Origin of the sequence: Bradyrhizobium sp. 2TAF36 (assembly GCF_052114925.1) — a bacterium.
GTDB classification, from domain to species: Bacteria; Pseudomonadota; Alphaproteobacteria; order Rhizobiales; family Xanthobacteraceae; genus Bradyrhizobium; species Bradyrhizobium barranii.
In genome coordinates this window covers 1-25,490 of record NZ_JBFRFR010000017.1, presented here as the reverse complement: position 1 = coordinate 25,490, position 25,490 = coordinate 1, and the positions used below count along the sequence as shown (strand labels likewise).

The window sequence follows — 25,490 nt, the reverse complement described above, 5'->3', positions numbered from 1 at the left end:
CGTCCCGCTGGGTCGTCCAATCTGAATTTGCACGCGCGAATTCCTCGTTCCGGGGGCGCACCTATGGAATGGTCAGCCAAGCCATCTCGCGCCGATCAGCCCTTCGGCAGTTGGGCCGACGATCTCGCTGCGGCCTTTGTCCGGCTCGAGCCGCGTAAAATCGCCGACCGTCCCTTCGAAGGTTCGATCGCGCGTACCGACGCTGCGTCGGTCCAGATTTCGCTGGTGAAAGCCACAGGGCACTGCGTTCTCCGGCTGCGGCCCCATATTGCGCGAAGCACGGACGATCTCTGCTTCGTCAATCTCCAGCTCGAGGGTCTGGGCCGCACGACGCAGCGGGGACACGAGCAGGTCTGTGCGCCCGGCGACCTCGCGGTCGCCGATACGACCGAGCCGTTCGAGATTGCCAACGGCCGCGACTTCCGCCTCTTTTGCTTTGCCGTGCCGCGGCGGCACCTGCCAAAGAGCTTTGCGGATTCTCCGCGGCTTGCGTTGTCGAGGACGGAAAATGGCCGCGCGTTGTCGCGCACGCTCGCAGGCTATGCCGAGCTTTGCCTGGCAGCACCCGCCGTTGCGGCAAGCAGCGGCACGCATGTGGTCGAGCTGATCGCGCATGCACCGGAGATGCTGGGTGAAATGCCGGTTGCGCGCGTGAATGCGCCCGTGCTGCTGTCGATGATGCTCGACCATATCGACCGCCACAGCGACGATCCCGGTCTCGATGCCGAATTGCTTGCCCGGAAGTTCCGCTGCTCGGAGCGCTATGTGCACCGGTTGTTCGTCGCGACCGGCCGCTCCGTCGGCGAGCATGTCAGCGATCGGCGGATCCTGATCTGCGCCCGCGACCTGCTCGACGCGCAGCATCGTCACAAGGCCATCTCCACGATCGCGTATGAGGCCGGCTTTTCCGACATCTCGCACTTCAACCGCCTCTTCAAGCGCAGCCACGGCCTCGCCCCGCGCGAATTTCGGAGGACGAAGGGGAAGGGCGAGTAGTTCACCTCCAGCCAAGAATTAGGTCGCTGCCGACCAAGATTTTCCGCCCTCGCTCGGCTCACCCTGGTGACCTGCCGGAGCGAGGGAGATGTTCGATGGCGATTGATTTCACGCTTTCACCTGCGCAGCGCGCGTTGCAGCTTCAATCGCGAAAATTCGCGGCGGAGGTCTTGGCCGGCGCCGGCAAGGCCGAGTTGCTGGCGACGCCGGAAGAGCGCTTCCTCGCGACGAAGCCGACCTATGAGGCGATGGTCGCTGCTGGTTATCTGCGCAAATGCATTCCGGCGCCGGCGGGCGGCGACAATGCCGGACTCATCGACATGGCGATCCTGGCGGAAGAATTCTACGCTGTGAATCCGAGCGTGACGCTGACCATGCTCGGCACGGTGCTCGGTCTGCTGCCAATTCTGCTTGGTGGCACCGCGGAGCAATGCGCCCGCCTGCTTGCACCGTTCCTGAAGACGAGCGGCGCTCCGCTTGCGGGCTTCTGCTCCTCGGAACCCGGCGGCAGCGCCAATGCTGCCGCACCGCCGCCGGGCGAGGGCGTGCGCACCACCGCAAAACGCGAGCTCGGCAATTGGATCATCAACGGCCGCAAGAAATGGGTGTCGTCCGCCACCGGGTGGGACCGCAATGGCGCCGACGTGTTGTGCGTGGTGTGCCGGACCAATCCCGCCGCGCCACCGGAGCAGGGTGTCTCCATCATTGCGGTCGAAGGCCCGGTGCATGGCATCGTGTTCGAACGCGCCATTGATTCGATCGGCCACCGCGCTCACCTCGTGCCGGAATTCAGCCTGCGTGCCGTCACCGCGCCGCACGGCAATCTGCTCGGGCAGGAGGGGGGCGGCTTGATGCTGGCGTCCGCCGCCTTCACCGGCACGGCGGCGCTGGTCGGCATCTTCGGTGTCGCCCTGATGCGGGCCGCCTTCGACTTCGCACTGCATTTTGCCCGCACCGAGAAACGCGGCGGGGTACAGGCGATCATCGAGCATCAGGCGGTCGGCTATGCACTCGCCGATGCCAAGACCACTATCGAAGCCGCGCGTTACCTGAGCTGGCGGGCCTGCCATGCGCTCGATACGCAATCACCGGGCGCCGACGAGCTCGCGGTCCAGGCCAAGATTTTCGGCTCCGAAGCCGCGGTGCGGGTCATCACCGACCTGATGCGCGTGGTCGGCATCGACAGCTATGATCACGCGGCGCCGTTCGGCCGCTTGTTGCAGGACGCGTTGGCGCTGCCGATCTTCGACGGTGGCAACATGGGCGTTCGGCGGCGCCAGCTCCACGCGATGCTGATGCGGCCCGATTACGATCCACTGACCGCGTGCGGAGGAGCCTGAGACGACGCGTCGTATCTGCATCCGCCCTTTGCGCATTTGCGGGGAGAGGGAGTCTCTACCCCAACCCCGCGCGCCGGAATCCCTCCAGATAGTGCTCGCGATCGGCGTCACTGGCCCAAGGCAGCTGCGTCGCGATCCAGTGCAGCGAGATGTTGGGCTGGGTACGTCGGAGTTCACCCAGCGCCATCTCGGCGAGCGCGCCGTCGCCGGTCATGCCGGCGGACACCGCGAGCACGCGGTAGGCGCCGGTGAGGTCGCCGCGATGGCGGATCGCCTCGCGCGCCAGCGCGATCGCCTCGTCGTAATGCCGTTCGGTGAAGCGCGCATAGCCGGCAATGCCGTAATAGATCGCCAGTGACGGATCGCGCGGCGAGAGCCGGATCGCCCTCTGCGCCGCATCGAACGATTCCCCGGAGCGGCCGGCGTAGGACAGCGCCAGCGCGTAATAACCCTGCGCCAGCGAGAAGTTCGGGTTGAGCGCGAGCGCCTGCTCGAACTCGGACAGCGCGTCGGAAAGCCTGCGCGTCGAGAAGAAGACGCTGCCGAGCGCGGCATGCGCCCAGGCATCCTCGTGGTCATGGCGCACCGCGGCGAGCGCGGCGGCCTCCGCGATCGGCACCGTCGTGGCAAGCTCCGCCCAGCCGAGATGGACGCCGAACATGTGGCTTGCCGCGAGCACCGACAGCGCCTGACCGTAGTTCGAGTCGATCGAAATGGCGCGTTCGAGCAACGCCTGCGCAGCCTTGTGGTCCTGCTGCGTCACCCGCCAGTAATGCGACAGCGCGCGCATCAACAGGTCCCAGGCATCGAGGCTCGCGGGCGGCTTGCGGTCGGCGCGAAAATTCTCTGCCGCATGGATCTGCGGCTCGATCGCCGCGACGATCGCGTTGGTGATGTCGTCCTGCACGGCGAAGACGTCGACAAGCTCGCGGTCGTAGCGCTCGGCCCAGAGATGGCTGCCGGTGGTGGCGTCGTTGAGCTGCGCGGTGATGCGCACACGGTTGTCGACCTTGCGCACGCTGCCTTCGACGATGTAGCGGACGCCGAGCTCTTCGGCGATCTGCCTGATATGAACCGAGCGCCCCTTGTAGGTGAAGGACGAATTGCGGGCGATCACCATGAACCAGCGCTGCTTCGACAGCGCGGTGAGAATGTCCTCGCTGATCCCGTCGCCGAAATATTCCTGCGCGGGATCGCCGCTCATGTTCTCGAAGGCGAGCACCGCGATCGCCGGGCGGTCCGTCACGGCGCGCACCGGGGCAGGGCCGGGTTCCACCGGCGCAAGCGTCGCTGCCACATCTTCCCGGACGTCGCCGACGAAGCGAAAGCCTTTGCGCGGGATCGTCTTGATCAGCCGCTGCGTCGCGCCGTCGTCGCCAAGCGCCTTGCGTGCGGCATTGATTCGGCTGTTCAGGGCGGAATCCGAGACGATGCGGTCGCTCCAGATCTGGCTGATCAGGTCATCCTTGCTGACCACACGGGCGCGTTGCGCGACCAGATAGAGCAGCAGATCGAACACCTGCGGCTGCAGCGGCACGGCCGCGCCGCTGCAGGTCAGTTCCCGCAGGTCGCCGTCGAGCACGTTGTTTTCAAAGAGAAATCGCACGTTTCTGTCGTCTCAAGCAAAAATCAAAGTGGTCTCAGGCGAAAATCAACCGTCCGCGAAAGTCAGGGGGTGTCCGATCCGGCATGGTGCGAACACTAAACAGTGCCGATGCCTCGGCACAACGGAGCGTTCTATGACCCAACTTGATCACCAGCTTCATTCCATCGGCCCGGAGGTTGCGGGCTCACGCATTTTCAAATTCATCGGCTTTCTGTACGGAATTGCGGCATATCTCGTGTTTTTCGTCACCATTCTCTATGCCATCGGCTTCGTCATGGGGCTGGTGGTGCCGAAGACCATCGACACCGGAACCGACACGCCGACGGCCGAAGCCGTCATCATCAATCTACTGCTGATGACGCTGTTCGCCCTTCAGCACAGCGTGATGGCGCGCAAGCAGTTCAAGGCGTGGTGGACGCAGTTCGTCCCCAAGCCGGTCGAGCGCTCGACCTACGTGCTGTTCGCGAGCCTGTCATTGCTGCTCCTGTTCTGGCAGTGGCGTCCGATGCCTACGGTCGTATGGGATGTCGGAAACCCGGATCTCGCCGTGACGCTGGTCACGCTGTCCCTCGCGGGCTGGGTGCTGGTGTTCGCCTCGACCTTCATCATCAATCACTTCGAATTGTTCGGGTTGCACCAGGTGACCAACCATCTCGTGGGCAATGAGGCGGCGCCGCCGCGCTTCAAGACGCCGTTGTTCTACAAGTTCGTTCGTCATCCGATCTATCTCGGCTTCATCATCGCGTTCTGGGCGGCGCCGGTCATGACGGCGGGCCATCTGCTGTTCGCGGCCGTGACCACGCTCTACATCTTCGTCGGCATCGCGCTGGAGGAGCACGACCTCGTCGATCTCTTCGGCGACGAATACCGGCAGTACAAACAACGGGTGTCGATGCTTATTCCCTGGCGCAGATCGGTATAGCCGTAGCATCTTTCCGCCGCGTCCACCGAAAGGAGGACGCGCGGCGGAACCGAAGCGCGTAACGGACGTTGCCGGCCTCCAGCCTTCAACGTCCCTCGGGGTGATTCCCTCCGCTCCGACGCCTCTCCCCGCATCCGCCTTTGCCGGTTTATCGGCGAGCCGGAGCGGGGAGAGGAATTTCAACCTTCATCCAACGGAGACGACCCAATGAAACATGTCGGAAACTGCTTCTGTGGCGCGGTCACAATCGAGGTCACAGGCGAGCCGGCGGCGATGGGCTATTGCCATTGCCGCTCCTGCCGCTCGTGGTCGGGCGGACCGGTGAATGCCTTCAGCCTGTGGAAGCCGGAAGCCGTGCGCATCACCGAAGGCGCCCAGAACGTCGAGACCTTTGCCAAGACGCCGCTCAGCCAGCGCAAATATTGCAAGAAGTGCGGCGGTCATCTCATGACCAACCACCCGCCGCTCGACTTGATCGACGTCTTCACCGCCACCATCCCCACGCTCGCCTTCACGCCCGGCGTCCACGTCAACTATTCGGAGACGGTGCTGCCGATGCGCGACGGCCTGCCGAAGCTGAAGGACTTTCCGGCCGAGTTCGGCGGCAGCGGCGAGATGATGCAGGAGTAGAGGTGCTCTTACCCTCCCTTGGAGGGGGAGGGTCGATCGCGCGAAGCGCGAGCGGGGTGGGGTGATCTCTCCACGCAGGCAGTGTTCGTTGTGGAGAGACCGTCACCCCACCCCGTCTCTCATCTTCGCTGCGCTCAGATGCGAGCCGACCCACGGGCGAGCTACGCTCGTCCCGGACCCCTCCAGGGGAGGGTAAACAGCATCACCTCATTCCCGCGCGCCGAAACCCCTGCAGATAGTGCTCGCGATCCTCTGCCCGCCGCATCGGAAGCTCGCGCGTGAGCCAGGCCAGCGAGATGCCGGGCTGGGTGCGTTGCAGGCCCCGCAACGCGTACGCCGCGAGCTGAGGATCGCCCAACATGCCGGCGGCTGCCGTCAGCACGCGATGGGCGCCGACGAAATCGGCGCGCTGTCGCATCGATTCCCGCGCCATCTGCACGGCTCCCTCATAGTTGCGGCCGATGAACTGGGCATAGGCGGCTACGCCGCAATAGATCGCCGCGAGCGGATCGCGCGGGCTCAGCCGCAGCGCGCGGCGTGCGGCGGCATCGCCGTCTCGCCATCTCCCGGCGTAGCACAGCGTCACGCCGTAGAAAGCGTGCGCCATCGCAAAATTCGGATTGAGTTGCAGCGTCAGCTCGAACTCAGCCAGCGCGTCGTCGAAGCGGCGGCGGAACAAATAAGTGTAAGCCAGACCGTGATGGGCCCAGGCGTCCTCGCGATCGGCTTCCACCGCCGCGAGCGCCGCGCGTTCGGCGACCGGCACGGTCATGGCCATGTCGGCCCAACCCATATGCGCGCCGAAGATATGGCTGGTCGCGAGCAGGCCCAGCGCCTTGCCATAGGCGGGATCGATCGCGGTCGCCTGTTCCAGCAGTCCTTGCGCGGCGGCGTTGTCCTCGCGCGTGATGCGCCAGTAATGCGACAGCGCACGCATCACGAGGTCCCAGGCGTCGAGGCTGCCCGGTGGCTTCTGCTGGGCACGAAAGCTTTCGGCGGTATAGAGCTGCGGCTCGATCGCGGCGACGATCGCCTCGGTGATCTCGTCCTGCACGGCGAAGATGTCGGCAAGCTCGCGGTCGTAACGCTCGGCCCAGAGATGGCTGCCGGTCGAGACGTCGTTGAGCTGCGCCGAGATGCGCAGGCGATCGCCGCTGCGCCGCACGCTGCCTTCGAGCACATAGCGTACGCCGAGCTCGCGCGCGACTTCGTGCATGTGCACGGCGCGGCCCTTGTAGACGAAGGAAGAGTTACGGGCGACGACGAAGAACCAGCGCAGCTTCGACAGCGCCGTGATGATGTCCTCGCTGATGCCGTCGGAGAAATAGTCCTGCTCGCGGTCGCCGCTCATATTGGTGAAGGGCAGAACGGCGATCGCGGGACGGTCGGGCAGCGCGAGCGCCGCCTGCGGCGCCTGGGCGACACGGCCCAGCTCCGGCAAGGCCGCGCCGCGCTGCGTCTGGACAGCGCCGACGAAACGAAAGCCCTTGCGCGCGATGGTGCGGATCAGCGCCTGGTTGGCTCCGCTGTCGCCGATCGCCTTGCGCGCCGCGTTGATCCGGCTGGTCAGGGTGGATTCGGAGACGCTGCGCCCGTGCCAGATCTTGTCGATCAGCTCATCCTTGCTGACCACCCGGTCGCGGTTCTCCATGAGGTGGACGACGAGGTCGAAGACCTGCGGCTCCACGGCCACGGGAACCTGCTCGCGGCTCAGCTCGCGCCGGTCGGTGTCGAGAAGGTGGTCCCGGAACATAAACTGCACGTCGAAAACTCAACCCTCGCAATGACATCAGGCAATGATGAAATCAGAATGGATTTCGACTCTAAGACTGTGAGTCCGCTGAGCGGCCTGCCGGGTTCACCACGATCGCGTGATGGCTGCTATGCCGTTTTCGGATAGGAATGCAACTTGAATGAGAATGTGGCGGGTCTGGTGGACTGTCGCGGGCTGCGCACATAGCCCGATCTTGCCGCGCGCACAATTTATCCCCGTTCCCCTGAAGTGGCCGCCTTGTCACGGCCGTCGAAGGGCGACGGCCCGGCTGCATCGCGGCCGCTCATCATTTCGAGGCGCTTCGTGCGCCGCCGCGCGTCGCACGCTTCGCATCTCAGGATGGCGGGGGTGATGGAGCGATGCGCCGTCGTAATGTCGTCGTACGGCATCGAATGGGTGGCGAGCCATGAATGTCCATTGCCGAACAGCGCGGCCCGCGTAAGCTGCTCTCACACAAACGCAAACCATAAAGAAACGCCCATGCCCGCTTTTCCCGCCTCGACGACCGTGCTCGATTCCATGCTGTTCCGCGACGCCTTCGGCACGCCCGAGATGCGCGAGGTGTTTTCCGATGTCGCGCTGGTGGCGCGCTATGCCGAGGTCGAGGTGGCGCTGGCGAAGGCGGAGGCGAAGTGCGGCGTGATCCCGCAGGAAGCCGCCGACCAGATCGCGGCGCTGACCGACGTCGCCGCATTCGATTTCGATCTGCTGCGACAGGAGACCGACATCGTCGGCTATCCGATCCTGCCGCTGGTTCATCAGATGGTGAAGCAGTGCGGCGAGGCCGGCCGCTATGTGCATTGGGGCGCGACCACGCAGGACATCATGGATACCGCGGTGGTGCTGCAATTGCGCGCCGCGCTCGGGATCGTCGAGCGCGACATCGCCGAGCTGCGAAACATCCTCGCGGACCTCTCGAAGCGCTACCGCGACACGCCGATGGCCGGGCGTACCCATCTCCAGCAGGCGCTGCCGGTGACGTTCGGCTACAAGACCGCGATCTGGCTCGCGATGTTCGACCGCCACGCCGAGCGGCTCGTGCAATTGAAGCCGCGCGTGCTGGTCGGACAGTTCGCCGGCGCCGCCGGAACGCTGGCCTCGCTCGGCGGCAAGGGGTTCGAGGTGCAGGAGGCGCTCTGCGCCGAGCTCGGGCTCGGCGTTCCCGCCTCGACCTGGCACGTCGCGCGCGACGGCTTTGCCGAGGCCGTGAATTTCCTCGCGCTGGTCACAGGCTCGCTCGGCAAGATCGCACTCGACATCATGATCATGGCCTCGACCGAGTTCGCCGAGGTCTACGAGCCCTTCGTCAAGGGCCGCGGCGCCTCCTCGACCATGCCGCAGAAGCGCAACCCGATCTCCTCGGAGCTGATGCTCGCGGCGTCCAAGGCGGTGCGCCAGCATGCCGGTCTGATGCTGGATGCGATGGTGCAGGATTTCGAGCGCGCCACCGGGCCCTGGCATGCCGAATGGATGGCGATCCCGGAAAGCTTCGTGCTGACCGCCGGCGCGCTGCACCAGGCGAAGTTTGCGCTAGCAGGCCTCATCGTCGATGAAAGGAAGATGAACGACAATCTCTCCATCAGCCGCGGCCTGATCGTGGCCGAAGCGGTCATGATGGGGCTGGCGCCGCAGATCGGGCGGCAGGAGGCGCATGACGTGGTCTATGATGCCTGCCGGCTCGCCAATGAGAAGGGTCTGACATTGGCGGACGCGCTCTCGTCCGACGCCCGCGTCTCCGTCAGGATCGACCGTGCCACGATCGAAGCGCTGACTTCACCGAAAAATTACCTCGGCCTTGCGCCTGCCATGGTCGACCGGGTGCTGAAATCGGCAACGCGTTGAAAACCAAAATGCGCGAAACTCCGTATCTCTCCGTGTCGCAAGGCGCTCGCGCACTTGCGCCTTGCGATGCTAGACTTAGATTGAACGAGAGAGCTTCGGCAGAGGACCCCGCATGATTGATCACCGCAATTCCGCCGTTCCCATCGATCCCGTGAAACTCGACCGGCTGGCCGAGGTGGCGGTGAAGGTGGGCCTGGGCTTGCGGCCGGGACAGGATCTGCTCTTGACGGCGCCCGCGATCGCGCTGCCGCTGGTGCGGCGGATCGCCGTGCACGCCTACAAGGCCGGCGCCGGTATCGTGACGCCGATCCTGTCGGATGAGGAGATGACGCTGGCGCGCTACCGCCACGGCCAGGACAACAGCTTCGATCGTGCCGCCAACTGGCTCTATGAGGGCATGGCCAAGGCGTTCTCCGACAACACCGCGCGGCTCGCCATCGTCGGCGACAATCCGATGCTGCTGTCCGGCGAAGATCCTTCCAAGGTGGCGCGCGCCAGCAAGGCCAATTCGATAGCCTATCAGCCGGCGCTGGAAAAAATCGTCAATTTCGACACCAACTGGAACATCATCGCCTATCCGAGCCCGTCATGGGCCAAACAGGTCTTCCCAGATGATCCCGAGGACGTTGCGATCGGCAAGCTGGCAGACGCGATCTTCGCGGCCTCCCGCGTCGACCGCGAGGATGCGATGGGCAATTGGGCGAGCCACAACGCGGTGTTGCGCGAGCGTACCAACTGGCTCAACGGCCAGCGTTTTCGCGCGCTGCAATATTCAGGTCCCGGCATCGACCTCTCCATCGGGCTTGCCGACGGACACGAGTGGGAGGGCGGCGCCTCGCTGTCCAAGAACGGCATCAGTTGCAACGCCAATATCCCGACCGAAGAGGTTTTCACCACGCCGCATTGCCGGCGCGTCTTTGGCCATGTCGTGAGCTCGAAGCCGCTGTCCTACCAGGGCACGCTGATCGACAACATCGCGGTGCGCTTCGAGGACGGCAAGATCGTCGACGCAAAGGCATCGCGCGGCGCGGAGGTGCTGAACAAGGTGCTCGACACCGACGAAGGCGCGCGGCGTCTCGGCGAGGTGGCGCTGGTGCCGCATTCCTCGCCGATCTCGCAGAGCGGGCTGTTGTTCTACAACACGCTGTTCGACGAGAACGCGGCCTCGCACATCGCGCTCGGCCAGTGCTATTCGAAATGCTTCGTCAACGGCGCGCAGCTGACGCCGCAGCAGATCGCCGCGCAAGGCGGCAACCAGAGCCTGATCCATATCGACTGGATGATCGGTTCTGCCGAGACCGACATCGACGGCATTCTCGCCGACGGAAGCAAGGTGCCGGTGTTCCGCAAGGGCGAGTGGGCGAAGTAGTCCGTTCGTTCTCTTACGCCGCCGCGTTGCGCAGCATCCGGTTGTTGTCGATGCTGAAGCGGTTGAACAGCGTCGTGAACGGGCTGCCGTCGGTGGCCCGCACGATGGCGTCGGACGTGGCGACCGCCTCGTAAAGCGCACCGATGGGATCGTCCGCCTCGGGCAGGTCGAGGCCGCCGCGAATTTCCTCGCGGGCCGCGTTGACGTCATCCTCCTCGTCCAGTGTCGCCTCCAGCGCATCCGCCGCGCGCCGCATCTCCGCGAGATCGCCGCCGGCGGAGAATTTGAGGATGTCCAGCCAGTAGGGGCGGGCGACAACGAGCTGGATGAAGGCCTCGAACGTGCCGGCGATAATTCCTGCGCGGCCCTCCGATGAGACGTAGAGCACATTCCGCGACGGCAGCAGCACGAAGGTGCCGCCGCAGCCGTCGCTGCCGATCTGCCGGGGGTTTTCGACGCCGTCGATGGTGAACCAGGGCTCATCTTCGGTTGCGAAGGAAACATCGAGGCTGCCGAGCCACGCGACGACCTCGCCTTGGGCTGTCAGAACCTCCGGGGTGAGGGGCATCGGTGTGGGCTCCTTCGCTGGTCACTTTCGCGCACTTTGTCGCACCCCGGAAAAAATGGGTTCATGTGCGCGAATTTGCAGGCAAATCCCGACGTTAACCTCTTCGCACTGCAACTTGCGGCTGATTGTCGGCGCCTGCGTAAGAAAGAATTAAAAACCGGCTACTAGCGTTCCAACATCTTTGGAAACAATCCGGGCCCAGACCCGGCCATACATATTTTATTCCCTGGGGAAGCAGATGTCGCCGTCATTGATTGAAATCAGCAGTTGCAACGTGGATCTCGAGCTGCGGCCGATCGAGCCGTCCTGGATTATCGAAGGCAATCCGGTGTCGCGCTCGCACATCCTGTCCACCAGCGCAGACGGCACCGCCTCGACCATCATCTGGCAGTGCACCGAAGGCCGCTTCAACTGGTACTACGACATCGACGAGACGATCATGATCATGGAAGGATCGATCGTGCTCGAAAGCGACGGCATGCCGCCGAAGCGCTATGGGCCCGGCGACGTCATCTTCTTCCGCGACGGCGCGCATGCCAAATGGCATGTCGAAGGCCACGTCAAGAAGATCGCCTTCTGCCGCAAGACCAATCCCGTGATGATCGGATTCCTGATCCGCGTCGTCAACAAGCTCAAGCGGATGTTCGTCTCCGCCGGCGAGCGCCGCCCCGCCTCGCTGTTGGGGGCTGGCTAGAGTTCAAGYATATCCAAGGACGCTTCCCAGCGGCCACGACGGAAGAGGGGCCGGGACCGACATCCCGGCCCCTCTTCTCGTCATGACGGCAGTTCGAGCCGGTAGACATCGGTCGCCGTCTGCGAGAACAGCGCCGTCTTCTCGGCCTCGCTCAAGGGCGCCGCGATACGCTTGAACGCGTTGAAGATCACCTGGTAGCTGCACTGGCCCTTGTCCGGCGGGAAATTGCTCTCGAACATCGCGCGCCTGGGGCCGAACGCCTCGATGCAGGTCTCGACATAGGGCCGCCAGGCCGCGGCAAGCTCCTCGGATGACGGCGGCTTCGCGCGCAGATGGAAGTCATAGCCGAGCAGGCACATCGCGAGCCCACCGAGTTTCACCGAGACGTTCCCGCACTTCGCGATCTCCTGGATCGAGGCGCGCCATTGCGGAAACACCTCTTCGCGCCGCCCGGCAAAGCGACCGACGCCGGCCGGGCCGCCGCAATGGTCGAGCACGATTTTGGTGTCGGGAAAGGCGCGCGCGAGCTCGGTCAGCTCGCCGATCTGCGGGTGAAACAGCCAGGCATCGAAGCTCAGGTTCAGCGGTGCGAGGCAGGCAAAGCCTTTGCGGAAAGTCGGATCCCGCAACAACCCCTTCGGCCGGTTGGCATACATGCCGGCGACGACAGGGTCTTCGTCCCAGGCCGAGGAATGCCTGATGCCGCGGAAGCGGCCGTTGCCCGCCGCGATCTCGGCTTCCAGCACCGGCTTGGCGGCATCGCCCAGCAGCAGGTTCACGTGGCTGACGATGCCGGCGCAGATCGCGGCCGTGCCGTAGCCGCCGCTTGCGCTCATGGCGGCGACGCCGTTGGCGAACTCGACTTCGCCGACCGGCCGGAATGCCTCGGGCCCGTGCGCGCGATACATCGAACGGCAGTCGACATAGACGGTGGCGATGATGTTGTGCCCGGAGGCGATATCGGCCGCCATCTCCTCGATCAGATAGCGATGCCCGCGATTCCAGAGATGGTGATGAGGATCGACGATCGGCCGCAAGGGATCGATGATCTCCTCCTGATATTGCGCGAGCCAGTCCTCGCGCGGCTCGACGAATAGCCCGCTCGTGTTGGCGGGCACACCGCTTGCAGCCATCGGCATTCGCTCCCTTATGTTTTTTGTGGGGGGAGCCTAGCACCTCGTCTCCGCATCCAGCTGCGCGTGCTGCGCAACCGCACCCGTCATCGCGAGCACAGCGACGCCGTCGTTAGCCCTTGCGCCGCTTCGCCCTCACATCGACCACAAGCCGCCAATCGACGGCGGCTGCCGGCTTCACTTCGCCGAGCCAATGGAAGGAATCATCGGTAATCTCCGTGAAACTCCAGCGTGTCAGGTCGCCCGCATCGGTCGTGCCTTCCTGCACGATGTCCGCGCCGCGCGGGTGGCCGACCTGCTGGCGGAACACGCTACGACCGGGATCGAACCAGGAAATCCGCCACGCGGAAATGGAGGGGTCGTAGACCCGCAGCGTCGTGCCGTACCAATTGCCGGCGATCGCAAACGCCGGCGCAGCCGCTGGGCGAGGGATGATCCAGACATCCTGAACGGCGCGGCCTTCCAGCACCCAGCCGAAATGGATTTCGCCGGGCGCGGTGTGCTTGGTTCCGTCGGGGCCATGAGCGGTGATCCCGGCATCCCAGTCGCCGACGAAGCGGCCGTAAAGCTGGAGCGCTGCCGCGTGCTCGGGGTTCGGTCCGTCCGCGTGCAAAAGTCTGGCAAAGTCGGTCATGTCGATCTCCTGTCGTGAGGAGATCAGCACGAACGAACGCCAATCGACTTGGAGAAAATTGCGCGTCAGACGCCGTCGAGGATGATCACTGTCGGCGTCGTCGGCAGCGCGTCCCGCGACATCCGGAAGGAGCGCTCGCTGCGCCGGTCGATCTCGAACTGGCGGCCGATGAGGTGCATGAACTCGTCGAGCGGGGTGGCGAAGCGGTGCATCGGCAGCACCACAGAGGCGCGCAGCCGCTTGGTGATCTCGGAGACGCCGTCGAGCGACATGGTGTAGGTGCCGTCGATCGGCACCATCACGATGTCGAGCCGCCCGATCTGGGCGAAATGGGTTTCGTCGAGCTTGTGGTGGAGATGGCCGAGATGGCCGATGCAGAGGCCGGCGACCTCGAAGATGAAGATCGAATTGCCGTCGCGGATCATATCGGTGCCGGAATCGTCACCGAAATAGCGGCGGATGTCGGTCGTGACGTTGCGGATGAAGGTGTCGCCGATGCGCTCCGACACGACGGCCGGCTTGCCGTCCTCGCCCCAGCCATGCAGCACATGGGGAATGCGCTTGTCGGGAAATAAAGAGTAGTGGGTGCTGTGCGCCCGGTTCATGGTGACGACATCGGGCAGACGTCCGACCTGGTAGGCGCCGCTGTAGTCGGTCGCGATGCGCAAGCCGCCGGGCGTGTCGATGAAATAGGTGGAATGGCCGGCATAGGTGATCTGGACTTCAGCCGAGCCTGCGGCCTGCCGGAAGGCGGCCGGCATTGCGCGGGGCATGGCGTTTGCCATCGCCAGGCATTCGCTCCGCTGAGGTGGCTGCTGGGCGAGAGCAGGAGAGAGGAATGCGCCGAACAGCGCCAGAGCCGCTGAAACCAGTCGCCGCATGAATCCGTCCCCGATGACTTCGGAAGAAGTCTAGCGTGCAATGCAGCGCGTGGCCAATAGGCAGCGATCAACAGCGCGTCAGTGTCGCAGCCTTACTCCCGGCTTTTAGTTGCGCCTTGGGCTGAACTTCCAGGTGATGGCGATGAGGCCCGCGGTGATCAGGCCGCTGATGAGGCCGGCGATGGGGAGGGCGAGCAGCAGCGCTGCGCTGGCGGCCCAGCCGATCGAGGAGAAGGCTTCGGCGAAGGTCGCGAGCCGCGACGAGGTCTGGCGGCGGCGGAATTGGCTGCGCCGGGCCTGCACGCGGAACCAGAGCTGGATTGCGGTGGCGGAGGCCGCGCTGATGATGACAGCACCGGCACTGACCGCGGCCTGGAACGGCGAGGCGAAAGCGAGTGCCGCGATCAGCGGGCAGAAGATGGCGGCGATGGCGATCAGCACCACCTCGATCTTGGCGCGGATGACGCTGGACGGCGTCAGCGGCGCGGTCGCGACCAGGTCGGGCGCGTCCTCGCCCGAGATCGTCAGCCAGGCGAGCCCGCCCGCGAGCTGTCCCGCCGCCATCACGATGACAGGTGTGATCAGCGTCAGCGCCGCGGAGCTGTCGGCAAAATTGCGCCAGAGCAGCAGCGCCGGCGGCACCAAATAGAGCAGCTGCATCAGCGTCTGCGAGATCAGCCAGGGATCGCGCCAGAGCAGCGAAAATTCCTTGCGCCGCAGCGCCTGTTGCCGCGATCCGCCGCGGAACGGGCGCTGTTTCGCGGCCTTGCTGCCGGAGGCGCCGTAAGCGGCGGCATCGATTGCGGTATCGGCAAAGCGGTGCGAGAAGACCGCCATCACGCTGCCGAGCAGCACGAGCCCGAGCGCCAGGAGCAGCAGCAGCGCCTCGCTGTCGCCCATGGCCGCCCGCGCCGGCCACCACCAGATGCTGTCGACGTCGGGCGCGTAGGCGGCGAAGCTGCCCGAGGTCAGGATGGTGAAGCGCGACAGCGTGCCATAGGACATGATCGCGGCGACCTGGAGCGCGATCACGAAACCGGCGCCGATCATCGCGGCGAGGACCTGGGCGACGAAGCGCGTGCGCGCCGGGCCGATCAGGCGGAACAGCAGGATGGTGATGGCGATCGCGATCGCCGCGGCCGAGAGGCCCATGGCGACGACGACGCCGAACGCCGCGAGCCAGCGCGCGCCGCCGCCGATCACCAGCACGTCGATGAACGGCGTCGAGAACAGCAGCGCCATCACGGTGACGGCCAGTGCGATCGCGGCGATGCGCACCGAGAACAGATTGGCCAGCATCGCGGGCGAGGACATGATCAGGTCGAGATCGGCGCGGGCGTAAAACACCCGCGTCACCGATTCGATCGCCTGCGACAGCATCAGCGTCCAGGCGAGAAAGATCGTCGCCGAGATCACGATCAGCGAGGATTTGTCGAGCGGCAGCTGCAGGTCGGCGAAGCGGCCGATCACAGCCCAGGCCGGTACGTGTAGGAGGGCCGCGAAGAACAGCAGGCCGATCATTGCGGCGCGCGCCCGCTTGCGCCGCCCGCCGGTCATCATGGCGAACCATTCGCGCCAGGCGAGCCGGAGCTCGTGGCGGGCAAACCAGGACAGTGCGGTTGCCGAGCTCATGCGGCTTCCGGAAGCGTGACCAGCGCGATGAAGAGATCTTCCAGGCTGGTGTCGGCATGGCCGTTCTGCTGGCGCAGCTCGGTCAGCGTGCCCTCGGCGACCAGACGGCCCGAGGCGATCACGCCGATGCGGTCGGCCATGCGTTCGGCCACCTCGAGAATATGCGTGGTCATGATGACCGTGCAGCCGGCGCGGACGCGCTCGCTCAGCAGCCCCTTCACGTGGCGGGCGGAAACGGCATCGAGGCCGGTCAGCGGTTCGTCGAGGATGATGAGGCGGGGATCGTGCACCAGCGCGCCGGCGAGAGCGACCTTCTGGCGCATGCCCTTGGAAAAGCCTTCGCAGCGTTCGTGCCGGTGCGGCTCGAGCCCGAGCGAGGTCAGGAGGTCCTGCGCGACCGGTTCCGAGACCGACGGCGCGATGCCCCAGAGCCCGGCGACGAATTCGAGGTACTCAAGCGGCGTCAGCTTGTCGTAGATCATGGGCTCATCGGACACCCACGCCATCACCTGCTTGGCGGCGACGGGATTTGCGAGCGCATCGATGCCGAAGATCGTGACCGCGCCGGCATCGGGCCGCAACAGGCCCGCAACCATGCGCAAAGTGGTGGTCTTGCCGGCGCCGTTGGGGCCGACCAGCGCATAGAATTCGCCGGCGTGAATAGTGAGATCGAGGCTGTCGACCGCCAGACGGTCAAAACGCTTCGTTAACCCCAGGACTTCCAGCGCCGATCTGTCCGGCTTCATGACGGCCATACCATCCGGTTTTGCATCGCTCGCGACCATGATCCCAAGATGTTTCGGCACCGTGAATCTACGGCCCACAAATTCCGCCATCCGGTTGCTACTAATGGCAAGTCACCGTTTGTTGACAGCGCTGGACGGTTCAGGCTGAATTGGCGTCGGGACAAATGGCGCTAACGCGGCGAAACGACCGCGTAGCGACTGGACACAAGATGCAGCAAGGCGGTCGCGAAGAGCCGCCGGTTGTATCGGGAGGAAGCGCGGCGATGCTGGATTTCGTTCAGCAGCTGGTCAGCGGTGTTGCGCTCGGCTGCGTCTACGGCCTGATCGCGCTCGGCTTCGTGCTCGTCTACAAGGCCACCGAGGTCGTCAATTTCGCCCAGGGCGATTTGATGATGCTGGGCGGCTTCTTCGCCTTCACCTTCATCGGCATGATGGGACTGAACTACTGGATCGGCTTTGCCGGTGCGGTGGCTGCCATGGCGTTGTTCGGCATGCTGGCAGAGCGCGTGGTGGTGCGGCCGATCCTCGGCTATCCGCAATTCTCCATCATCATGGCCACCATCGGCCTCGGCTATTTCTTGCGCTCGGTCGCCGGGATGATCTGGGGCACCGACGATCTGAAGATCGAGACGCCGTTCAGCCATGGCGTGCTGCGCGTCGGCTCGCTGGTGCTGGCCTATGACAAGCTCTCGGTGATCGCCGCGACGATGATCCTGTGCGCGCTGCTCTGGCTGTTCTTCAACAGGACCACGCTCGGCACCGCGATGCGCGCCAGTTCCGAGAATATGCTGGCGGCCTATTACATGGGCATCCCGGTCAAGCGCGTAGTGTCGGTGGTCTGGGCGATCAGCGCGGCGGTYGCGACCTGCGCCGGCGTGCTGCTGGCGCCGATCACGTTCATCCATTCCAATGTCGGCCTCGTGCTCGGCCTCAAGGCGTTTCCCGCCGCAGTCCTCGGCGGCTTCGGCTCGATCCCCGGCGCGGTCGTCGGCGGCGTGCTGATCGGCGTGATCGAGAGCATGGCCGGCTTCTATCTGGCGGAGGGCTGGAAGGACGTCGCGCCCTATCTCGTGCTGCTCGCCGTGCTCTTGCTCAAGCCTGAAGGCCTGTTCGGCCTTCACGTCCGCAAGAAGGTCTGAACGCCATGCGCTTCCTGTTCAAGACCGACTATGAGGACGACATCAAGCTGTTCCCGCATTCGGGCTACGTCGTCTCCTACGGCATCCTGCTCGCGCTGCTGCTGATCGCGCCCTATGTGCTCTCCAGCTATCTGATGAGCCAGCTCGTCTTCGTCTGCATCTACGCGACGGTCGGTGTCGGCCTTCTGATCCTGACCGGTTTTACCGGGCAAGCCTCGCTGGGCCACGCCGCGTTCCTCGCGATCGGCGCTTACACGGCGGCATACTTGCAGAAATACAACGTGCCGTTCCCGGTCTATTTCCTCGCCGCCGGTGCCCTGACCGGGTTGATCGGCGCGATGGTCGGCTTTCCCGCCCTGCGCCTGACCGGCATCTACCTCGTCATCGCCACCATCTCCTTTGCCCTGATCGTCGAGGAGATCCTGGCGCGCTGGGAGAGCGTCACCAACGGCAACGAGGGCATGCGGGTCAAGACATTGTCGCTGCTCGGCGTCACCGTCCCGCGCGACAGCCCGACCTTCTATTTCCTCTGCCTGGCCGTGCTGGTGTTGACCATCGTCGGCACGCTCAATCTGCTGCRCTCGCCGACAGGGCGCGCGTTCGTCGCGATCCGCGACAGCGAGACCGCGGCGCGCAGCATGGGCGTCAACGTCGCGCTGTACAAGGTGAAGTCCTTTGCGATCTCGGCGGCGATCACCGGCTTTGCCGGCGTGCTGTTCGCGCACAAGCTCTCCTTCATCTCGCCGGAGATGTTCACGCTCCAGCTCTCGATCGAGTTCATCATCGTGATCCTGATCGGCGGCACCTTCAGCCTGCACGGCGCGGTGCTGGGCGCGATCTTCATCGTGATGATCGACCCGTTCCTGACCTATCTGAAGGACGACTTGCCCGGCATCATCGCCGGCATTGCCGCGACGTTCGGGGCGGGCGCGGCGACTGCGGGCAATATCCAGTCGAAAGTCGCGGCCTTCGCCTCGCTCAACGGGCTGAAGGGCGCGATCTACGGCATCATCATCGTGCTGTTCGTGCTGTTCGAGCCGCTCGGGCTCTACGGCCGCTGGCTCAAGATCAAGCTCTTCTTCCAGCTGTTCCCGCTCTACAAGCGCGCGACCTTCAAGCGGCAGAAGATCTACGTGAAGTCGGAGCGCAACCGATGAGCTATTTTCGCGCGGAGAACCTGTCGCTGCATTTCGGAGGGCTGAAGGCGGTCGATGCGGTATCCTTCGCGGTCGAGAAGGGCGAGATCCTCTCGATCATCGGGCCGAACGGTGCCGGCAAGAGCTCGATCTTCAACCTGATCTCGCGGATCTACCGGCCGACCACGGGCCGCATCTTCTTCGAAGACCAGGACATCACGGAGCAGCCGCCCTACGACATCGCCAGGCTCGGCATCGCGCGAACCTTCCAGAACATCGAGCTGTTCGAGAACGCGACCGTGCTCGCCAACCTCCTGGTCGGCCGCCACCGTCACTCGACCACCCAGCTCTGGCAGGAGCTGCTGTTCCTGCCGAGCGTGCGGGCGAACGAGAAGGTGCATCGCCGCAGGGTCGAGCAGGTGATCGAGTTCCTCGATCTCGAACCCTATCGCGACAAGCTGATCTCCGGCCTGCCCTACGGCGTGCGCAAGGTGATCGAGCTGGCGCGCGCACTTTGCTCGGAGCCGAAACTGATCCTGCTCGACGAGCCGTCCTCCGGACTGAATGTCGAGGAGACCGGCGACATGTCTTTCTGGATCCGCGACATGAAGAACGAGCTCGGCGTCACCGTGCTGATGGTCGAACACGACATGTCGCTGGTCAACCGCGTCTCCGATCGCGTCATCGCGCTGAACTATGGCCGCGTGCTGGCGATGGGCTCGCCTGCCGAGGTGCAGCAGCATCCCGATGTCGTCGCCGCGTATCTGGGAGCCTGACGCATGGATGCCGCCGTCACGCCCGACATCATCCTGAAGCTCTCCAACATCGAGAGCTATTACGGGCCGATCATGGCGATCCGCGGCATCTCGCTGGAGGTGCCGCGCGGCCGCATCGTCACCCTGCTCGGCGCCAACGGCGCCGGCAAGACGACGGTGCTGAAGACGATCTCGGGCATTCTGGATCCGCAGAAGGGCACGATCGAATTCATGGGCAAGTCGATCCAGCGTATGGAGGCGGACCGGATCGTGCGGCTGGGTCTCAGCCATGTGCCGGAGGGGCGCGAGGTGTTCCCGTTCCTCTCGGTGCGTGAGAACCTGATGATGGGGGCGTATCCGCGCCGGGATCGTGATGGCGTCGCGGAGGATCTGGAGCGCGTCTACGGCTATTTCCCGCGTCTGAAGGAGCGCATCAACCAGCCGGCCGGCCAGCTTTCCGGCGGCGAGCAGCAGATGCTCGCGATCGGGCGTGCGCTGATGAACCGGCCGACCTTGCTGCTGCTCGACGAGCCCTCGCTCGGCCTGTCGCCGCTGCTGATGAAGGAGATTTTCACCATCATCCGCCGCGTCAACGAGGAGCAGGGCATGTCGATCCTGCTGGTCGAGCAGAACGCCAAGGTGGCGCTGGAGACGGCGCATTACGGCTACGTGCTCGAGATCGGCCGCGTCGTGATGAATGACACCTGCGACCGCTTGATGCATTCCCAGGACATCCAGGAATTCTACCTCGGCGCCAAGGAGGCGGGCGCGCGAGGCGAGCGCCGCTGGAAAAAGAAGAAGACCTGGCGCTGAAGATTTGGCGCCGAAGACTTGGCGCTAGGGGAAGGCGTTAAATGGATTGGCCCATCCGCAACGACAGACCGCCGGCAAGGCAGGCAGCGGAGGGGAGAGCGACAAGGAGGAGACGCGCATGGCCCGACCGGCGGTGCTGACGGTCGCTGATACGATCGCGAAGAGCTTCTTGCGCGCCGCCGAGACGCGGGGCGACAGGCCGGCTATTCGCGAGAAGAAATTCGGCATCTGGCAGCCGACCAGCTGGCGCGAGTGGCTGGAGATCTCGAAGGAGATCGCCTACGCGCTTCGCGCCTCCGGCTTTCTGCCCGGCGACGTCGCCTCCGTCATCGCCAATGCCGTGCCGGAATGGGTTCATGCCGACATGGGGATTTTGTGCGCCGGCGGTGTTTCCTCTGGAATCTATCCGACCGATGCATCCTCCCAGGTCGAATACCTGGTCAACGATTCCCGGACCAAGGTGATCTTCGCCGAGGACGAGGAGCAACTCGACAAGGTGCTCGCCTGCCGCGCGCGCTGTCCGTCCCTGCAAAAGGTCATCGTGTTCGACATGGAGGGCCTCAGCGGCTTCTTCGACGACATGGTGATGTCGCTCGACGAGTTCCGTGCGCTCGGCCGCAACCACATGGTCGGCCGCGAGGCGCTGTGGCAGGAGATGATCGACAGCCGCAGCGCGGACGACCTTGTCATCCTCGTCTACACCTCGGGCACCACCGGTCCGCCCAAGGGCGCGATGCACGCGAACCGCAGCGTGACGCACCAGATGCGGCATGCCAACGATTTCATCTCGGCGCGGGAGGACGAAGACCGGCTGATCTTCCTTCCGCTCTGCCACGTCGCCGAGCGGGTCGCCGGCTACTACATCTCGGTCGCACTCGGCTCGGTGATGAATTTCGCCGAGAGCCCGGAGACGGTGCCGGACAATCTGCGCGAGGTGCAGCCGACCGTCTTCTTTGCGGTGCCTCGCATCTGGGAGAAGTTCTATTCCTCCGTCACGATCGCGCTGAAGGACGCGACGCCGCTCCAGCAATGGGTCTATCGCCGCGCCATCAAGGTCGGCTATCGCATGGTCGATTGCCGGATCGAGGGCAGGGCGCCCCCGCTCTCGCTGCGCATCGCCAACGGCATCGCCTACCGGCTCGCGTTCCGCAACATCCGCCGCATGATGGGGCTCGACCGCTGCCGCATCGCGTTCACCGGCGCTGCGCCGATCGCACCAGAGCTGATCCGCTGGTATCTCGCGCTCGGCATCGACATGCACGAGGTCTATGGCCAGACCGAGAACTGCGGCGTCGCGACTATGATGCCGGCGGAACGCATCAAGTTCGGCTCGGTCGGCACTGCCGTGTCCTGGGGCGAGGTCGCGCTGTCGCCCGATGGCGAGATCCTGATCAAGGGCGACTTCCTGTTCATGGGCTATCTGAATCAGCCCGAGAAGACCGCCGAGACCATCGACCATCGCGGCTGGCTGCACACCGGCGACGTCGGCACCATCGATAACGAAGGCTTTGTCCGCGTCACCGACCGGATGAAGGACATCATCATCACCTCCGGCGGAAAGAACGTCACGCCGTCCGAGATCGAGAACCAGCTCAAATTCTCGCCCTACATCTCGGATGCCGTGGTGATCGGCGACAAGCGGCCTTATCTCACCTGCCTCGTGATGATCGACCAGGAGAATGTCGAGAAATTCGCCCAGGACCACGACATCCCCTTCACCAATTATGCGAGCCTGTGCCGCGCGGCGGAGATCCAGGACCTGATCTGGCGCGAGATCGAAGGCGTCAACGGCAATTTCGCCCGCGTCGAGACCATCAAGAGATTTTACCTGATCGAGCGCCAGCTGACCCCGGAGGACGAGGAGCTGACGCCGACCATGAAGCTGAAGCGCGGCTTCGTGAACAAGCGTTACGCTGCCGAGATCGAGGCGATGTATCGCCAGCGCGCGGTGGCGTGACGAGCCTGCCAGTTCGAGAAAGCGAAGGAGCTGTGGCCCCCGCCCTTCGCACCATACGGGCCCAAAGGAGAGGAGACGTCAATGTCGAAATCGTTCAGCACGCTCGGCCTTGCTGTGAGCGCCGTGGTGCTCACCTGTCTGCCGGCCGCGGCGCAAACCAAGGTCACCAACGATGGCATCTCGGCATCCGAGATCGTCATCGGCACCCATCAGGACCTGTCGGGGCCGATCAAGGGCTGGGGCGTCCCGGTCTCCAACGGCATGAAGATGGCGGTCGAGGAGATCAACGCGGCCGGCGGTGTCCAGGGCCGCAAGATCAAGCTGGTTGTCGAGGACTCGGGCTACGATCCGAAGAAAGCGGTGCTGGCTTCGCAAAAGCTGATCGAGCGCGACAAGATTTTCGCGATGGTGGGACCAATGGGATCGCCGACCGTGCTCGCTGCGCAGGATATCCTGCTCGACGCCGGCGTGCTTCAGCTCTTCCCGCTGACGGCGGCCGAGTTCACCTTCAAGTTCGATCCGGCCAAGCCGCAGGAGCGGCTGAAGTTCAACAACCTCCTGCCCTATGTCGAGAGCACACGCGCAGCGCTCAAATACATGATAGAGGCAAAGAATTTCAAGAAGCCGTGCATCCTGCATCAGGACGACGAGTACGGCAAAAACGTGCTCGACGGCTTCAACCAGCAGCTCACCGCCATGAAGCTGCAGCCGGCCTCGATCACGAGCTACAAGCGCGGCGCCTCCGATTTCAGCGCGCAGGTCGCCAAGATGAAGTCCGACGGTTGCGACCTCGTCGTGCTCGGCGCGGTCCTCCGTGAGCCGATCGGCACGATGGGTGAAGCGAAGAAGCTCGGATGGGACGTCACCTTCCTCGGCGCCACGCCCGTTAACGTGCTCGAAGTGCCGGCGCTCGGCAAGGAAGTGGTGGAAGGCTTGTATTCCGCCTCGAACTTCGAAATTCCCTACGAAGACACCGCGAAGGGAAAGGTGAAGGACTGGCTCGTCAATTACAAGAAGATGTTCAACGCCGACGCCAACACCCAGGCGATCATCGGCTACAATGCGGTGATGACGTTCGCGCATTATGCCAACAAGGCCGGCAAGGATCTCACTGGCCAGAAGATGCTCGACGCGCTGGAGTCCGGCGACAAGTTCCAGGATATCTTTAATTCGCCGCCGACGGTGTTCTCGAAGACCAACCATCTCGCCACCACCGTCACCCAGGTGCAGCAGGTGAAGAACGGCCGCTGGGTGCTGGTGAAGGACAATCTGATGTTTTGATGGCTTCGCTCTTGCGGCGCTGACGGTGCACCCTCTCCCCTTGCGGGAGAGGGTGGCTTCGCGTGAGCGAAGCCGGGTGAGGGGTCTCTATCCTCATGAATGGTCGTGCGAGTGGAGAGAACCCCTCATCCGGCGCGCACGATGTGCGCGCCACCTTCTCCCACAAGGGGAGAAGGAAGAAAGCACGCCACGGGGAGAACCTACGATCCCCCACCCGCCGYGCCCGAATTCACCGGCGCGAGCTCGTCTTCCCGGCAGCGCCAGCCGTCGGCGGCTTTGACGAAGGCGAAGGTCCGCTGGATTCTCAGGCGGCGCGTGACGTTGAAGGCTTCGCCGGATCGCTCCTTGCTGCCGAGGCCGGGCTGCGGACGGCCCGTCCTGGGGTCCCAGCAGGTGCCGGTGCAGGTGGAAGCGACCTTGCTGCACATGGTGAAGGGCGCCAGCACGACCATCTCGATCTCGCCCGTGACCTGCGCCTCCTGGTCGGTCACCTGGCTGTCGAGCGCGTAGACGCGGTTGATGCGGAGGAAATTGCCGCACGAATTGGCGGCGTGAATCCGTGCGGCGCAGAAATCGACGGCGTCGGTGTCGGGCGAGCGCGCCGCGACCTGCCGGCCGAACACTTTCTTCGGATCGCCCTTGGCGGCGGCGATCTCCTCGGTCTTGCGCTTCAGATGCTCGGCGAGACAATCTTCCGCGGACGAAAGCTCGGCAAGCGGCACGTTCTCCTTGCCGACGAGATTGCACTTGCGATCGCGCTCTCTCGTCCATCGGCCGTATTCGGCGAAGGCAAAGCGGGCCGCGGTCGGGTCCAGCCTGCCGATCAGGCCCAGTACCTGGCTGTTGAGCTCGGTTTCGGCGAGCGCCAGCGACGGGTCCGCGCAGATCAGCGCGCCCGCGGCCGTGTTGGCCGCGAGACAATCGAAATCCGGATCACGCACTATTGCGGCGCGCTCTTCGGTGACCTTGAGAAGGCACGCCTTCACGCGGTCGAAATCGTCGGCGCGGATCGCGGTCTGGCCAACGATGCCGCAGCCGAGGTTGCGCTGTCGGATCCAGATCGCATTCTCCTCGATCGCGGGGAGGCGATCGGGCAGGCGGGCGAGCCGCGCCTCGATCGCCGTGCCGAGCTTCTCGGCGGCGGCGGCCAGCTCGGCGTCACCGCAGAACAATTGATTGCCGGGATCGCGGATCTGCTGGCAGTTGTTTCGGGCAAATAGCGGCAGCCTGTCGGCGATGGAGCGGTCAGACGGGCCCGATTGCGCGGAGCCTGGTGCCGCCGGCAATACCAGCAGCGCAAGCACAGACAGCAAGATGAACCGCATTCCAGACGCCCCCGCAAAGGCGCCATGCTAGCGCCCCGGATCGCGCGGCGAAACGGCTTTGTGGCGTGACGGTTTACGCGAGACCCGTAGCCCGGATGGAGCCAACGGGTCGGCGCAAAGCGCCGCCCGATGACAGGCTCCGCGTAATCCGGGGCCGGTGCTAGTGGTTAGCACTACTTTGGCAGAATGTGTTTGCGCCCCTGTTTTTCAAGGATTTGCTTTCGGCAATATGGGCACTGCTGAGACGGCGGCCGAAGGATGAGATCGACGATGGCGTGACGTACGGCGGGCATGGTTGGCTGGGGCGGAGGCCCGTT

At 64.6% G+C, this 25,490-nt stretch carries 22 protein-coding genes; 13 read left to right on the top strand and 9 right to left on the bottom strand.

The genetic code is table 11. The annotated features are described in order from the left end of the window. Nucleotides 1–63: 63 nt before the first annotated feature. Nucleotides 64–996 (top strand): helix-turn-helix domain-containing protein, encoded by a 933-nt coding sequence (locus AB4Z51_RS11930; protein WP_085398348.1) that lies wholly within the window; start codon nt 64–66, stop codon nt 994–996. Between the two features lie 95 nt (nt 997–1,091). Next, nucleotides 1,092–2,336, top strand: coding sequence for an acyl-CoA dehydrogenase family protein (locus AB4Z51_RS11925; RefSeq protein WP_085398347.1), 1,245 nt, complete (start codon nt 1,092–1,094; stop codon nt 2,334–2,336). Nucleotides 2,337–2,391: 55 nt separating this feature from the next. Here AB4Z51_RS11925 and AB4Z51_RS11920 read toward each other — a convergent pair whose 3' ends face one another. Next, a complete protein-coding gene (locus AB4Z51_RS11920; RefSeq protein ID WP_135215604.1) occupies nt 2,392–3,942 on the bottom strand; it encodes a winged helix-turn-helix domain-containing tetratricopeptide repeat protein in 1,551 nt (516 codons plus the stop codon). A 133-nt stretch (nt 3,943–4,075) separates the two neighbouring features. Here AB4Z51_RS11920 and mddA point away from each other — a divergent pair, with 133 nt between their 5' ends. Then, nucleotides 4,076–4,864, top strand: coding sequence for a methanethiol S-methyltransferase (gene mddA / locus AB4Z51_RS11915; RefSeq protein ID WP_085398346.1), 789 nt, complete (start codon nt 4,076–4,078; stop codon nt 4,862–4,864). 207 nt (nt 4,865–5,071) lie between these two features. After that, complete coding sequence (locus tag AB4Z51_RS11910; protein ID WP_085398345.1) at nt 5,072–5,494, top strand: GFA family protein; 423 nt, start codon at nt 5,072–5,074, stop codon at nt 5,492–5,494. A 202-nt stretch (nt 5,495–5,696) separates the two neighbouring features. Here AB4Z51_RS11910 and AB4Z51_RS11905 read toward each other — a convergent pair whose 3' ends face one another. Continuing rightward, a complete protein-coding gene (locus AB4Z51_RS11905; protein ID WP_085398843.1) occupies nt 5,697–7,256 on the bottom strand; it encodes a winged helix-turn-helix domain-containing protein in 1,560 nt (519 codons plus the stop codon). A 492-nt stretch (nt 7,257–7,748) separates the two neighbouring features. Here AB4Z51_RS11905 and pcaB point away from each other — a divergent pair, with 492 nt between their 5' ends. Together pcaB and AB4Z51_RS11895 are read left to right on the top strand one after the other, a co-directional pair. After that, entirely contained in the window at nt 7,749–9,110 is a 1,362-nt protein-coding gene (gene pcaB, locus AB4Z51_RS11900) for a 3-carboxy-cis,cis-muconate cycloisomerase (protein ID WP_085398845.1), read from the top strand. A gap of 112 nt (nt 9,111–9,222) precedes the next feature. Continuing rightward, nucleotides 9,223–10,479, top strand: a complete 1,257-nt coding sequence (locus tag AB4Z51_RS11895) for an aminopeptidase (RefSeq protein ID WP_085398846.1) — start codon at nt 9,223–9,225, stop codon at nt 10,477–10,479. A 13-nt stretch (nt 10,480–10,492) separates the two neighbouring features. On the opposite strand, the gene AB4Z51_RS11890 is transcribed toward AB4Z51_RS11895, so the two are convergent. Next, nucleotides 10,493–11,047: a hypothetical protein gene (locus tag AB4Z51_RS11890; protein WP_135215603.1), complete on the bottom strand. Its 555-nt coding sequence runs from the start codon at nt 11,045–11,047 to the stop codon at nt 10,493–10,495. A gap of 238 nt (nt 11,048–11,285) precedes the next feature. Between AB4Z51_RS11890 and AB4Z51_RS11885 the strand changes: the two genes are divergently transcribed. After that, nucleotides 11,286–11,741, top strand: a complete 456-nt coding sequence (locus AB4Z51_RS11885) for a cupin domain-containing protein (RefSeq protein ID WP_028157215.1) — start codon at nt 11,286–11,288, stop codon at nt 11,739–11,741. A gap of 80 nt (nt 11,742–11,821) precedes the next feature. Here AB4Z51_RS11885 and AB4Z51_RS11880 read toward each other — a convergent pair whose 3' ends face one another. The 5 genes from AB4Z51_RS11880 to AB4Z51_RS11860 form a co-directional block, all read right to left on the bottom strand. After that, entirely contained in the window at nt 11,822–12,874 is a 1,053-nt protein-coding gene (locus AB4Z51_RS11880; protein WP_085398848.1) for an amidohydrolase family protein, read from the bottom strand. Nucleotides 12,875–12,986: 112 nt separating this feature from the next. After that, nucleotides 12,987–13,508: a hypothetical protein gene (locus AB4Z51_RS11875; protein ID WP_085398863.1), complete on the bottom strand. Its 522-nt coding sequence runs from the start codon at nt 13,506–13,508 to the stop codon at nt 12,987–12,989. Nucleotides 13,509–13,573: 65 nt separating this feature from the next. Further along, on the bottom strand, nt 13,574–14,389 hold the full coding sequence (locus AB4Z51_RS11870; RefSeq protein WP_071916860.1) for an MBL fold metallo-hydrolase: 816 nt from the start codon (nt 14,387–14,389) through the stop codon (nt 13,574–13,576). A gap of 105 nt (nt 14,390–14,494) precedes the next feature. Continuing rightward, nucleotides 14,495–16,021 (bottom strand): permease, encoded by a 1,527-nt coding sequence (locus AB4Z51_RS11865; protein WP_085398850.1) that lies wholly within the window; start codon nt 16,019–16,021, stop codon nt 14,495–14,497. After that, nucleotides 16,018–16,767, bottom strand: coding sequence for an ABC transporter ATP-binding protein (locus AB4Z51_RS11860; protein ID WP_085398864.1), 750 nt, complete (start codon nt 16,765–16,767; stop codon nt 16,018–16,020). Before AB4Z51_RS11860 ends, AB4Z51_RS11865 begins: the two co-directional genes overlap by 4 nt. A gap of 263 nt (nt 16,768–17,030) precedes the next feature. Between AB4Z51_RS11860 and AB4Z51_RS11855 the strand changes: the two genes are divergently transcribed. The 6 genes from AB4Z51_RS11855 to AB4Z51_RS11830 all read left to right on the top strand — a co-directional run bounded on the left by AB4Z51_RS11855 (nt 17,031) and on the right by AB4Z51_RS11830 (nt 23,848). Continuing rightward, on the top strand, nt 17,031–17,906 hold the full coding sequence (locus AB4Z51_RS11855) for a branched-chain amino acid ABC transporter permease (protein ID WP_085398851.1): 876 nt from the start codon (nt 17,031–17,033) through the stop codon (nt 17,904–17,906). A 5-nt stretch (nt 17,907–17,911) separates the two neighbouring features. After that, nucleotides 17,912–19,063: a branched-chain amino acid ABC transporter permease gene (locus AB4Z51_RS11850; protein ID WP_441497440.1), complete on the top strand. Its 1,152-nt coding sequence runs from the start codon at nt 17,912–17,914 to the stop codon at nt 19,061–19,063. Further along, nucleotides 19,060–19,818, top strand: coding sequence for an ABC transporter ATP-binding protein (locus AB4Z51_RS11845; protein WP_085398853.1), 759 nt, complete (start codon nt 19,060–19,062; stop codon nt 19,816–19,818). Before AB4Z51_RS11850 ends, AB4Z51_RS11845 begins: the two co-directional genes overlap by 4 nt. 3 nt (nt 19,819–19,821) lie before the next feature. Beyond that, a complete protein-coding gene (locus AB4Z51_RS11840; protein ID WP_085398854.1) occupies nt 19,822–20,610 on the top strand; it encodes an ABC transporter ATP-binding protein in 789 nt (262 codons plus the stop codon). 118 nt (nt 20,611–20,728) lie between these two features. Then, a complete protein-coding gene (locus tag AB4Z51_RS11835) occupies nt 20,729–22,567 on the top strand; it encodes an AMP-dependent synthetase/ligase (RefSeq protein WP_085398865.1) in 1,839 nt (612 codons plus the stop codon). 81 nt (nt 22,568–22,648) lie between these two features. Further along, entirely contained in the window at nt 22,649–23,848 is a 1,200-nt protein-coding gene (locus AB4Z51_RS11830) for an ABC transporter substrate-binding protein (protein WP_085398855.1), read from the top strand. Between the two features lie 200 nt (nt 23,849–24,048). Here the strand turns inward: AB4Z51_RS11830 and AB4Z51_RS11825 are convergent, their stop codons facing one another. Beyond that, nucleotides 24,049–25,173: a lysozyme inhibitor LprI family protein gene (locus AB4Z51_RS11825; RefSeq protein ID WP_441497439.1), complete on the bottom strand. Its 1,125-nt coding sequence runs from the start codon at nt 25,171–25,173 to the stop codon at nt 24,049–24,051. Nucleotides 25,174–25,490: the final 317 nt, after the last annotated feature.